The organism is Sphingopyxis sp. LK2115 (assembly GCF_014595975.1).
GTDB lineage: Bacteria > Pseudomonadota > Alphaproteobacteria > Sphingomonadales > Sphingomonadaceae > Sphingopyxis.
This window is the reverse complement of record NZ_JABWGQ010000023.1, coordinates 18,866-31,513: the sequence shown is the minus strand read 5'-3', so window position 1 is coordinate 31,513 and position 12,648 is coordinate 18,866. Positions and strand designations below refer to the sequence as shown.

Below are 12,648 nucleotides of genomic sequence, written 5' to 3'. Positions count from 1 at the left end.
GTCCATGGCTGAATCGAAGATCATCATAGTCGCCACAGGGGGCCTTGGGCGCGAGGCGCTCTGGGCCGCGCGTGAATCGCGCGAGGGATGGGCTGTGACGGGATTTCTGGACGATGACGATGGCGTGCAGGGACAATCGGTCTGCGACGTTCCGGTGCTTGGCCGCGTCGACGACTGGCACCGCTTCGCCGATCATCATTTCCTCGTGGCCATCGGCGCTCCGCGTTCAAGACAGGCCGTCGTGCGCCGCATGATGAAGACCGGAAATCCCCGTTTCGGCACCGTGGTGCATCGCAGTGCGGCATTGTCCGGCTATGTGTCGATCGGCGAAGGCAGTCTTGTCTGCGCGAATGTGTCGATCACGACGCAGATACGCATCGGGCGGCATGTGATTGTCAACCTGAACACCACTGTCGGGCACGATACAGAGCTGGGCGATTTCAATACCCTCGCGCCGCTCGTTGCCTGCTCGGGCGGCGTCACCGCAGGTGCGGGGGTCGAGATCGGAACGGGGGCCAGCATAAGGCAGGGATTGACGCTGGGGCAGGGGTGCATGATCGGGATGGGGAGCACGCTGACCAAGGATGTCCCCGCCAACAGCCTGTGGCTCGGCAACCCCGCGACCGAACGCCGACGGCTTGACGAGTTCCTGTTGTGAGCGTTCCTCGCCGACAAGTCGCCAATCTGCTTCTGCAAAGCGGCATGACCCTGCGCGACGCGCTGGGGCGTCTGAATGAAACGGGCTTTGGCGTTCTGTTTCATGTCGATGCGTCCGGACGGTTCCTCCAGACCGTGACCGACGGCGATGTCCGGCGACTGCTGATTGCTGGCCGGACGCTCGATTCGCCGATTGACGATGTGCGCGATTCGCCATCCATCACCGCTCCCGACGGCCTCGGCGGCGAAGCCGCGCTGGCGCTGATGGACCGGCACTCGATCGACCAACTCCCGCTGCTGGACGAGGACGGACAGGTCGCCGGACTGTATCTGCGCCGTGACCTTGCCGCGCGGATTTTCCTGTCCGCCCCGCATATGAGCGGCGATGAAATGGACTTTGTTCGCGAAGCCTTTGAATCGAACTGGATTGCGCCGCTGGGACCCAATGTCGATGCGTTCGAGCGCGAGGTTGCGGCTGTCACTGGCGTTGCGAGCGCGGCGGCGTTGTCGTCGGGAACCGCTGCGATCCATCTGGCGCTCATCCTGCTCGGAGTCGGGCGTGGAGACCGGGTCATTTGCTCGTCGCTGACCTTTGCAGCAAGCGCCAACCCCATCCTTTATCAAGCAGCCGAGCCCATTTTTGTCGACGCCGAAGATGGCAGCTGGAACATGTGCCCGATTGCGCTGGAGAGAGCGCTCGATCAATGTCGACGCGAAGGCCATATGCCCAAGGCCGTCATCATCGTCGACCTTTATGGCCAGCCGGCCGATTATGACCGCCTCCTGCCGATTTGCGATCGATACGCTGTGCCGGTGATCGAGGATGCCGCTGAATCACTTGGATCGAGCCTTCGCGGACGGTCGTGCGGCAGTTTCGGCCGCATCGGCATTTTCAGTTTCAACGGCAACAAGATCATCACGACATCGGGCGGCGGAATGTTGGTCGCCGATGATCCGGCGATCACGGCGCACGCGCGCAAGCTGGCGACGCAGGCCCGTGAGGATGTTCCCTGGTACGAGCATGTCGAACTGGGCTTCAATTACCGGATGAGCAATGTCCTGGCAGGAATCGGCCGGGGTCAGATTGCACGACTGGAAGAACGTGTTGCCGCGCGCCGCGCCGTTTTCGAACGCTATCGCGAGGCTTTGGCGGATGTTGAGAGTCTTGTCTGGATGCCCGAGTTTGAAGGAAGTCGATCCAATCGATGGCTGACCACGGCAACGCTGGCTGACGGATTGAATCCGGGCGATCTGATTGCTGAGCTTGCCAGGCTCGACATCGAGGCGCGACATGTCTGGAAGCCCATGCACATGCAGCCGATCTTCGCTGGTTGTCGTTATGTGACAGCCGGGGGTAATCGCGATGTTGCAGCCGATATTTTCGCGCGTGGTCTGTGTCTGCCCTCCGGCTCCAACATGACGGCCACACAGGTCGACAGGGTCGCCGAGGCGCTTCGTGCGGCGATCGCGCGGGCAAATCTGGCCCATCGGGTCGCGTGACGCACATCGGACAATGTTTGCTTCTCTGGCCCGTAATGTTGCCCTGACCGGCATCGCCTATTTCATCGTGAGCCTGGTCGGGCTGCTGCTCGCGCCGGTCCTGATCGCCGCCTATGGTGTGGCGGGCTATGGTCAGATCATTCTGGCGCGGATATTTCTTCCTAGCGCGGCATTCGGGTTTCTCGATCTTGGCGTCGGCGAGAATGCCACCCGCCTGGTCGCAACCGCCCGTGCAAAGGGGGGGTGGCTGGCCGCGGGACAGGGCATCACCGTGCTGTGCGTCATTTCACTCGCGACGTCCATTGTGGCTGCATCAGCGATCGCCCTGGCCGCCGGACATATTTCGGGCTGGCTGTCGATCCCCTCCGCCCAGCAGAACGGTTTTGCGAACATATTGAGGATTACCGCCGCATTGCTTCCCTTTCTGTTCCTTTCGCTCATCGCGGAAGGGATCATCAAGGGTTTTGAACATTTTGGGCAGTTGCGCAGCTGCGAGGTTGCGTCCGCACTGACCTTTGGGGGGGCGACGCTGATGCTTGTGGATGGCGGTTATGATGCGAACGCCATTTGCCTGGCCTTTTTGTCGAGCGTCACGTTACGCGCCGCGATGGCGACCTTTTTTGCCTTTGGCCTCTGCCGCGCAAACGGCCTTCGGCTTGCGCGATATGACCGATCGGTGCGTCAGGACATATTCGCCTGGTCGGGAACGATGTTCTCGAACAAGATTCTCGGCACTATGCAAACGCAAATTGCCTCGCCGTTGCTCGGCCTGCTGGTCGGACCGGCGGCGGTCGGCCTTTTTGATGCGATTGTCAGGATTCCGCGGTTCGCCAAGTCGATCTTTGCCCTTACAAGCAGCACGGTCGTGCCGCTTGCCGCGCGCCTGCAGGCCGGTGACGAGACTGGAGCGGTGTCAAAACTCGGACTGGTGGGGACGTTGACGGCGTTCGCGCTGTTTGCGCCGGTGACGGTCATGGCCATGGTTTTTGCCGAGCCGATCATCCACCATTGGCTTGGAAGCGCGATCCAGCCCCACTGGTACTGGTTGAGCCTGATGCTGTTCGTGCCGCTGCTGAGCGTTTCAACAAGTTTTGGCGGTTCGATGCTGCTTGCAAACCATGCCGCGGTTAAGCGGCTGAATCGTTTGGTAACGGTTCAGATTGTTCTGCAAATCGGCGTGTCGCTGGCGCTGCTGCCATTCGTTTCGCCATGGAGCTTCGTGATCGGGCAGGTCGTCAGCATGTTTGTCATTTATCCTTTCCAGATTGATCTGATCCGGCGCGAGCTGAGCATTGATTCGGGCCTGTTCCGATGGCTATCGATCATCCTGGTCAGTTCGCTTGGCGTGGCGCTCCTGTGCCGTGCATTCGTTCCCGTGCCGGGCTTCATCGATCTGGTCCTGATCCTGGGCGGCGCCACTATGGTGTGGACGGCAGCGCTCATCGCCCTGATGATCAAGCCCGACGAGCGCGTGCGGGTTTTGAAACGCCTTTGGTCGCTGCTGCGAGTCAGGACGGCGTGAATATATAAGGTGGACGTGCACTATATCGTGAAGGAAGAAGCGGATTATGGCGTCTCTGTCGAAAAGGTTGCTCTGGCATATCAACAGGTCGCCGCTCAAACATGGCGTCAAGGCGGCCAAACGGCTGGCGGGACAGGGCGATCTGCCCCGTCGGATGCGCCTTGCCCAACAACTTGCCGCTGACGAGCGTGCCGAACGAATAGCGATTGATTTTGAGCGCGATGGCTTTGTGATGCTCGATGACTATATTCCCGTGGCGCAGAGGGCTTGTCTGCGGGACGTCACCGACGACCTCATCGCTGCGGAAAAGGCGTCCGAGAGCGTTTTTGCCGAAACCAAGAGCGGCTTGTGGTCGCATCTTGTCGAACGTGCGATGGAAAATGGCCAGTTACCGTCCGGCCATTTCTATGCACAGTTCGCGTTGCAGGGCGAAATCATCCGTCTTGTGACGCGCTTGTTCGGCGTGGTTCCCCGTCTGGATTATGTCACCGTCACCCATTCGGCGCCGATGGTAGGCGAACCGGCCTATTCGCAGCTCTGGCACCGAGACCATGACGATGTGAAGGTAATCAAATTGTTCGTTTACCTGACCGACGTGAACAGTGTCGAAGACGGGCCTTTTTCATTCCTTCCTGGTCCCTGTTCGGACAGGATCGGCTTTTCATTAAAAAGCCACCGCCGCGACGACCAAATGCCGGGGGCCATCAACATCGTCGACGCAAAGAAGGAGATTCTCGGCCCGCGTCTCACCTGCTTCATGGTCGAAACGTCGCGCTGCCTGCACATGGGCAGCAGGGTCGCAGCGGGGCATGAGCGGCTGATGTATACCGCGACCTATTTCGCGCCGCCTCGCGTCTTTCCGGAGCCAACCCGCACCTTTTTCAGGGTTGATCGTGCGGTGGACGAGATCCAGCGGGCCTTGCTTACTCCATGACGTCGATCGTCCAATCAAAACTTCCGATATTTGAGGAACGCGCGCGCTGAATATTGCGCGAAATACCATGCCGCGATGACGGGTGGCAGCTTTTCGATGTTCCGATAGGCGAGCCAAACCTGTTTGGCGCTGTTCCCCTTGTTCCGGCTTACCGACTGCGCCATGACGCGATAGCGCATCAGGTCCTGGTCGAGCCCGATCGCAAGCTTCCCCCCACGCAGCAGCGCCAGCCAGCACGCGAAGTCGTCATAATAGGTCTTCTTCATCGTGAACTCGCCCGATTGGCGGCGGTCCACAATCACTGTCGAGGTGGCGATCGCCGTGTTTCCCAGCAACGCCTTGTAACCCATGACCGGCGGCACGCCGATGTAGCGACCCGTCTCGGAACCGTCCGCGTTGATGCGGCGGAAACCCGTAAAGCTGATGACGGCATCGTCACGGCCGCGATGAAAGGCCAGTTGTCGCTCCAGTTTTTCGGGGAGCCAGAGGTCGTCGCTGTCGAGAAAGGCAAGCCATCGGCCCCTGGCGGCCGAAAGGGCCAGATTGCGGGCGGCGGCGGGCCCGCCGTTTGCAGGCATTTCGAGCAGTTTGACCCGGGAGTCCGCGCGAGCAAACTCGCGCACGACTTCGCGTGTCTCGTCGGGGCCGCAATCCTCGGCGATCAGCATTTCCCACTCGCCATGGGTCTGTGACTGAACCGAGCGTATCGTCTCGGGAATAATCTGTGCGGCCCTGTATGCCGGGGTGATGATCGAAACGAGATTGTCGGACATTGATGCCTTGCTTCACCCAGAAATCGTCATTGCAATCGCGCCTGTTCAGCAACGAAGATATGACACCAGCGTGTCGGTAAATGTGCGCACCTCATCTGCGCCGGTGACATAGAGTTCGCCAGGCTTGCTGAGTTCCCATGCGCCTGCGAACCAGTCGATGCGGTCGGCATCGCTGCAACGGCGATCCTCGCCATTGGCCAGTTGTTGCAGCGCGGCGGGCAGTTCGACGAGATTGCCCAGCGCACGGGCGAAGGGCGCTTCACGGTAAAATGCGTCGCCGAGCACGATAACGGGCAAACCGATCAGGCCGGCTTCCGCACCCGTCTTGCTGTTGATTGTCACAATCCCCCTGGCGCGTCGCATAACCGCATAATTATTGGTCCCGGGATCAATCAGTGCCAGGCGCGGGTAGCGCCGCAGCATGGCCTTGAGCCGGTCCGGCTGCATCATGCCGACCATTGCGGGATGTTCCTTGATGGCCAGACGCATTCCGTCGGGAAGGTTGCGGCAGATATAGTCGACCAGAGCCAGCTGATCGAGATATTCGGGCGACCGAAGTGTGAGCGCGATGTCGCCGGGCACGTGCAAGGGGAAATAGAGAAAATCGCCGATATCGTCGAGCGACGTATAGTGACCCGCAAGCTTGCGGGAGTTCACCAGCGCTTTCAGATGCGTCGCGGCATGCTGCCCGATGAAGCCGAACTCCTGCCGCTTTCCGAGAATATATTTGTCATACGCCTTTTCGGCGAAACGCCTTGCGTTTCTGAGGTTGATCACCTTTTTCCACGCCGCACTATAATGGTGGGCATCCTTCTTCGGAATGACGATCTGCCCGCCTTCGAGCGTTTTGTGAAGATATTCCGAAAAATCGGCTGCATGAGGCGCACGGGCGTCGGCGGGGATCACGGGAGCCGAGAAATCGCCCTCGCGAAACAGCAACCGGCCCCGAAAAAAGCTCGGCTCGATGAAAAAGTGGCGAATCCCGGCGCTGCGCGCGGCAAACCACGATCCAACCACCGAAAGAAAGCCGCCGACCTCCTGCACCATGACCGGCTGACCACGTCCTTGCGCGTCGGCGATGGCCGACTGCGCCGCAATGATGCTGCGCGCGAGCTTTGCCTTCATCGCCTGGTCGTCCGCCCGCCCGAATGCGAAACGTTCGTGCGAGGTCCAATAGGCAAGGTTCGTGACGTGCACGCTGTTCAGCGTCGCGTCCAGCGCGCTTCCCTGCGGCTCGGCGACGTCATTCGCCGCGGTGACTGCAAAGCCGCTGCCGTTCAACATGTCACACGACCGGTCGTCGAATGAAATGAAATGCGGCGCAAAACCGCGCTGACGCAGATCGTCGCCGACGAGCCGCCAGAAACGCGTCTGATACTCGGCAAGAGTGGTGATAATCGGAACAATTTCCATGTGACCGCCAACTAGAAAGGAGAAGGCCGTCGTGGATGGGGCGTACGCCCCGTCAATGGCCAACTGCGGACTGACATCGGCTCGCGCGCGATAAAATATTTCTCCATCATCCACGCTGTCCACATCAGCATAATCTTGATCGGAAACGTCGGAGCGATGATGAAGTTCAACATTCCGCCGATGTAGCAAAGGCTGAACCCGTAAAAGACATAGAGCGCCATAACGCAGGTCAGCGGGCGACCTTGAGCGAATGATCTGACCGCGAAATATAGGGTAAGGACTGTCAGGAGCCCGAAAAATATCATCGCCGGGATGGCGAACCAGGAACCAAGCAACAGGAAAAATATCTCAGGATAGCCGCCTGCATATTGCTGCCCCGCATCGATCAATTCTTCTGCGCGGAAAAAGCCAAGCTCTCTTTCCATAAGATAATAGATGGTCGTGTTGCCTTCTGGCCGCGCCGGATTGATCAAAACCTGATCGATCGCCAGCCAGTTCACCCGTTCGGTCAGGCCGAAACGGATGGTGTCCCAGGTTGATGCCCATATCTGGATCGGCTGAACAAATATGCGCTGTCTTATGTGGAAGAAGGGGTCGGCATAATTGCGAACGTCATAATAGCTGTTGAGAAGAAGGCCGACGATCGCGACGCTGGCGGCGACTCCGCCCAACAGCAACAGGACGCGCGACGATATAAGGACACTCCATACGTTTTTTGTCGTTTCGCGGCGAATGGTGCCCGCACTTTCCAGGGCCACTATGGCGGCATAGGGAATGAAGAAGAAACTGAGCGTGACGAAGAAGGGAGAAAAGCGATTCCCCGTCAGCGCCCAATAGCAGAGCAGGGCGATCATCAAGCCGATACAGCTCAGGGAATATTGTTTTCCGAAAAGGCGTGGCAGAAAGGCAAACACACCGATCGTCGCGCTGATCAGGAAGTTCATTTCATAAGCCGGACCGTGGAGATAGCCCGCAACCCGATTATATTCGAGACGGTCCATGCCCGAAAAAAGCGGGATCGTTCCGATCCGGAGCATGTCGACATAAAGAAAGAGAACCAGCGCGCTAAGGCCGACAAAGGCCGCCTTGCGAATGATGATGTGATAGGTCGTTTCTGCCTGCCGCCCTGCGATGCCGCGGACCAGCCGTTCCCGGCGAAGCAGCAAGGCCAGCGGTAACAGGAAAGCGAAGCAGGAAAATATGAACGCAGGCGCCGCCGCATTGCCGCCGACATAGCGTTCGAGTTCGATCGCATACACCGGGCCAAAGAGGTCGAGATAGGTGACGTCGATGATGCGATAGATCAGACCAAAAAGAATGATGAATGCGGCGAAAAATATGTGTCGCTGCTTTTTCCAGAGCAGGAAAAGGAACAGCGCCGCAAAAACAAAGGCGATTGTTGTCAGCACTTTGCCCCCGGAGTCATGAGGATGCTGGCGAGCGGAAGCCCGGTGGCGGGATGCGAGGCGCTTGCAGCATGCGGTCCCGACCAGCCGAGCAGCGCGCTCAATCGTTCGATCAGCGGCTGGACATTCTGTGCGCGGAATATCTTGGCTTTGCGCGATGGCCGCGATCGTGCGCGCACATCGCGAACGATCGCCGTGCCGACCATATTGCCGGCAAGCGCCTGCATCTTTTGCCAGGGGCTGGGGCGCGGATGCGAACCATTCAACGCCATCCTCAGGCTTCGATGGCTTGCGCCCGATCGGTCGACCTTCTGGGCGAGGATTGCGGCAACGCGCTCCGCGGCCTTGCCGTCGTTATGGTGAAAATAAGGATGGGCAACGCGGCGGTACAGCCCGTCGAGATCGACGTCGCGGGCTGGCGCATCGGATCGAAGAATATCCAGCATTTCCGCGTAAGAGCCCACCAGATGGCTGGCGCGCGTGGGAAGTTCGACGTGTCGACGCATAAAATCGCTGTTGATCCAGTCAGGCGCCAGCGGTGCAACGCGAGACATCAGTGCTTCGACGGCTGTGCCGCAATTGAGGTGGACAAGCGCACGGGCGCCGTTCAATGCCTCCAGGACCGGACCGTCGCCATCGACCACAATATTGCCGCGGCCTGAAAAATGCGAGCGATAGGTCTCGAACCTTTCGAAAGGATGTGGGCGCAGGACAATTTCTGTTTCCGGCAGGTCACGAGCAAGATCGTCGACAAGGGCAATGATCGCCGTCATTATCCGACGGTTTTCCGAAAGCAGTTCGTCGATATAGTCCGCGGAAAAGCCAAGTTCGTGGAGCGCCGCGCGATCGTCGCCACGCCCGTTGACGAAGCGCGGATTCGCCATGGGAAAGTTGGTGTTGATCAATATGTGACCGCGTCGCTTCGGCGGACTGCATTCGCGCAGAACGCCAGTGTAGAAATCGAAGCGGGGACAGCCGGTCAGGAAAAGCCGGTCCGCTGGCAGGACGGCAGCCTTGTCAAAGGCATCGCGAAGCCGTTCACCCCAGAAGAAATAACCTGACAACAGGTCCGAAAAACCGCTCGTCGCGGTATAGTCGGCGATGGCTTGGGGCGATGCCCTGCCTTCCCTTGACAGCACACCGCCTTCCGTATCCAGCACGAAGAGCCGGGTTCCCAGCGCGTGATACTGCCTCGCAAGCGGCAGGTTCACCGGGCGCGCGAAGTTCATCACCAGCGCATCGAGATCGAGGAGCGGCACGTCGATGCCCTGCTGATACATGGGAATCAGCGCCGTCTCGATGTCGTGCCGCGCCAGGTGAAAGCCCAGCAACACCATGCCAGGCAGGTCGCGCGTCGGATGGTCGACGATAAGCCCGATTCTGCGGCGTTTGTCGGCGTAACTCACAGTCGCTCCAGCAGGACATCGGTGTTTCGTTAAAGGCTCGTTCGCCGGAACGCCGCCGGACGGGCGGTGACCCCTAATGTAGTTTCGACGGCCTGTCCATGCGGTGCGCACAAATCGCCGCGCCAATCCAGCAGGTTGCAACCCTTGCGCTGGACAGGTTTCGGGGCATGCCATACAGAGCCGCCAATCTCGCTGGGAGCTTGTTGTGCAGAAAATGAAATTTGGACGTAGGCGCGTATTGGTCACCGGTGGAGCCGGCTTTCTGGGCTCGCACCTTGTCGACCGCCTGCTGGCCCGCGGTGACGAGGTGCTTTGCGTCGATAATCTGTTCACGGGTGACAAGAGCAATCTTGACCATCTGGCTGGCAATCCGTTGTTCGAGTTCATGCGCCACGATGTTTGCTTCCCGCTGTTCGTGGAGGTCGACGCAATCTTCAATCTGGCATGTCCAGCATCGCCGATTCACTACCAGCATGATCCCGTCCAGACGACGAAAACAAGCGTCCATGGCGCGATCAATATGCTGGGCCTGGCCAAGCGGCTGAAGGTGCCGATCTTTCAGGCTTCGACAAGCGAGGTCTATGGCGACCCGACGATGCACCCGCAGCAGGAGAGCTATTGGGGCAATGTCAACCCGATCGGCATTCGCAGCTGCTATGACGAAGGCAAGCGTTGCGCCGAAACACTGTTCTTCGATTATCATCGCCAACATCAACTCGACATCAAGGTCGCGCGCATTTTCAACACTTATGGTCCCCGGATGCACGCGTCCGACGGTCGCGTTGTGTCCAATTTCATCGTTCAGGCGCTGCACGGCGAAGACATCACCATCTATGGCGACGGATCGCAGACCCGTTCCTTCTGTTACGTCGACGATCTGATCTCGGCATTCGTTGCCTTCATGGATGCGGGGCCGGAGGTTCACGGGCCGATAAACATCGGGAATCCGGCAGAGTTCACGATTCTCGAACTTGCGGAGAAGATATTGTCCAAGGTTGGCGGCAGCTCGAAGCTCGTTCGTCAGCCCCTGCCTCAGGATGACCCCTTGCAGCGTCAACCCGACATTAGCCGCGCGAAGGCGCAGCTGGGCTGGGAGCCTGCCGTCGATCTCGATGAAGGGCTTGACCGCACGATTGCCTATTTCCGCAAAAAGCTGGATATCTGAGCCTGGGTGTTGCAGACTGATCGGGAGCAGCGCCTTCGTGACCGTCGTAGCGTGGACATGGTCCGTTTGTGAAACGGGAGGCGTCCGATGCGGTGTCCGCGCGATGCGCAATCGGCGCGTGCGGGCCGCGCATGGCCCTTCGCAATCGCCGACGCCCGATGGCATATTCGGCCGGTTGCGTGCTGGCCGGCCCCTTGGATGCAGGCAACGCGGGACGGATGCGTGACGATCCTGAGAAGGCATTTTCTGTCGAATGTGCTGAGTGCGGGATCGATGCTTTTCGCCCATGCGTTCGGTTCGGAGCCGCCCGTCATCGCCGCTGGTCGTTTTGGCGCGGCAGGCGATTGGGACGAACGGCTCGGTCGCGGGTCCGACGACGGATCAGCCATTCAGGCCGCCATTGATTTCGCCGCCTCGATCGGCGGTGGAACGGTTCGCCTTGATCCGGGACGAGTTTACAGGATCTCGTCGGATCTGATCGTGAAGGAGGGCGTTCGGCTGGACCTGCGTGGATCGTCGGTCATCGGGTGTTTCGACAGCGGCAACCATAGCGCGTTCAGGATGCGAAGTCGTTCGGCGCTGTTCGGCGGGAGGGTGAAGGTCGTTTCGACCGGCCAGCCTGGGCTTCAGGCTGCCGCGCATTGCGGCGTGTCGGCAGGATGCCGCCTGGGAGATCCCAATGAGGTTGCCCGTCCCAATCCCGATAATGATCCCCATGATTTTGAAATATATGACCTTGTGATTCAGAGCGACAAGTGGGCGCCGGATGGGAACGGGGGGCACCTTGGGGCGCCTGCGATCCAGATCATCGGTTGCAGCCATTATCGGATCGAGAATATCGAGGTCCCGTCGTCAGACCGTATGTATGGCGCCGTTCATGTTGACTGGGGACATATCGGACCGATTTCGACGATCGACAGCGCGCGCACCCAGGCGATGAACAGGAAAGCCTATCTGGAGGGCACGGCCTGTGTCATCCCATCACGCCATGGCGTCATCAGGAATATTCGGGCCGGCGCATTGTCGGCGCCATCAACCGGTACCGATCGGGGCAGTTTTTGCGTTCGGATATCGGGCGCCCATTCGGTCACGGTCGCGGACTGTTATGCCGAAAGCGTGACTTATCAGGCATATGTGCATGAGGTTGGCGATCTTGGCGCGGAGTTTGTGTTGCCCATGGATCGCCATCTGCTGGGCAAGCGCATCAGGTTCCAAAATTGCCGCATTGGAAACAGCGCGACCGGTCAGGTCTTTGAACTGCGCGGATATGCGGACAATATCGGCCGGGCCATGGCCGACGGCTATGATAATATGGTCGATCCGCTGGTGGAATGCGACGTCGTTTTCGACGGGGTCGCGGGATCCGGACCGGGGATCGGGGCGAATAGTCCGGGAGGGCGCGCTCTTCAGATACGGGGCGGCGTCATTCGCAACGCCGATCTGTCGGGATTCCGCGAAGGCATTCTGGTGGATGAACGGGCGTTTGGCGTTCGGATCGAAAATGTCGCCTGTTACGATTGCGCGCACGAGGGTATTCTGGTGCATCACCCCCTATATCCGCCGGAAGATATCGTCATCGAAGGCGCCCGTGTATACGGCAATGGTCGGGATGCCGCTTTCAGGGACGCGGCCGGGATTCATGTGGGCACATCAAGGCGCTGCCGTATCGTTCGCGGCCAGTTCGGATTGAAAGGCGTTGCAAGGGATTCGACGCAAGAGTTCGCCTTTCGGATCGGCGCCGGGGCCGAGGCGTCCGTCATTGAGCAACCCTTAATCCATTCGCGTGGCAGGAACGGAAAAATCGAGTTTGTTCAGCGTCGCGATCTGACCAGATTATAGGTCGTCGTCGACGCAAGCCGGGCGATATCCCAA

At 59.5% G+C, this 12,648-nt stretch carries 10 protein-coding genes; 6 read left to right on the top strand and 4 right to left on the bottom strand.

All coding sequences use genetic code 11. The features are described 5' to 3' along the window. Positions 1–4: 4 nt before the first annotated feature. From HUW43_RS03815 to HUW43_RS03800, 4 genes are read left to right on the top strand one after another with little or no spacing between them, the layout of a single operon-like run. Positions 5–658, top strand: coding sequence for an acetyltransferase (locus HUW43_RS03815; RefSeq protein WP_188236160.1), 654 nt, complete (start codon positions 5–7; stop codon positions 656–658). Positions 659–702: 44 nt separating this feature from the next. Next, positions 703–2,157: a DegT/DnrJ/EryC1/StrS family aminotransferase gene (locus HUW43_RS03810; RefSeq protein WP_188236159.1), complete on the top strand. Its 1,455-nt coding sequence runs from the start codon at positions 703–705 to the stop codon at positions 2,155–2,157. 13 nt (positions 2,158–2,170) lie between these two features. Continuing rightward, positions 2,171–3,679: a lipopolysaccharide biosynthesis protein gene (locus tag HUW43_RS03805; protein ID WP_188236158.1), complete on the top strand. Its 1,509-nt coding sequence runs from the start codon at positions 2,171–2,173 to the stop codon at positions 3,677–3,679. 46 nt (positions 3,680–3,725) lie between these two features. Further along, positions 3,726–4,613, top strand: coding sequence for a hypothetical protein (locus tag HUW43_RS03800; RefSeq protein WP_188236157.1), 888 nt, complete (start codon positions 3,726–3,728; stop codon positions 4,611–4,613). 14 nt (positions 4,614–4,627) lie between these two features. Here the strand turns inward: HUW43_RS03800 and HUW43_RS03795 are convergent, their stop codons facing one another. From HUW43_RS03795 to HUW43_RS03785, 4 genes are all read right to left on the bottom strand, one after another. Next, positions 4,628–5,386, bottom strand: coding sequence for a glycosyltransferase family 2 protein (locus tag HUW43_RS03795; protein ID WP_188236156.1), 759 nt, complete (start codon positions 5,384–5,386; stop codon positions 4,628–4,630). A 45-nt stretch (positions 5,387–5,431) separates the two neighbouring features. Further along, the gene (locus tag HUW43_RS15925) at positions 5,432–6,433 is read right to left on the bottom strand and encodes a hypothetical protein (protein WP_317450815.1); all 1,002 of its coding nucleotides are present in this window, start codon (positions 6,431–6,433) and stop codon (positions 5,432–5,434) included. Between the two features lie 377 nt (positions 6,434–6,810). Then, positions 6,811–8,058, bottom strand: coding sequence for a DUF6418 domain-containing protein (locus HUW43_RS15920; RefSeq protein ID WP_317450812.1), 1,248 nt, complete (start codon positions 8,056–8,058; stop codon positions 6,811–6,813). 143 nt (positions 8,059–8,201) lie between these two features. Further along, on the bottom strand, positions 8,202–9,722 hold the full coding sequence (locus HUW43_RS03785; RefSeq protein ID WP_188236154.1) for a surface carbohydrate biosynthesis protein: 1,521 nt from the start codon (positions 9,720–9,722) through the stop codon (positions 8,202–8,204). On the opposite strand from HUW43_RS03785, the gene HUW43_RS03780 reads away from it, so the two are divergent. Then, the gene (locus HUW43_RS03780) at positions 9,715–10,776 is read left to right on the top strand and encodes a UDP-glucuronic acid decarboxylase family protein (RefSeq protein WP_317450811.1); all 1,062 of its coding nucleotides are present in this window, start codon (positions 9,715–9,717) and stop codon (positions 10,774–10,776) included. The genes HUW43_RS03785 and HUW43_RS03780 overlap by 8 nt on opposite strands. 222 nt (positions 10,777–10,998) lie before the next feature. After that, positions 10,999–12,615, top strand: a complete 1,617-nt coding sequence (locus HUW43_RS03775; protein WP_188236153.1) for a hypothetical protein — start codon at positions 10,999–11,001, stop codon at positions 12,613–12,615. Positions 12,616–12,648 lie beyond the last annotated feature (33 nt).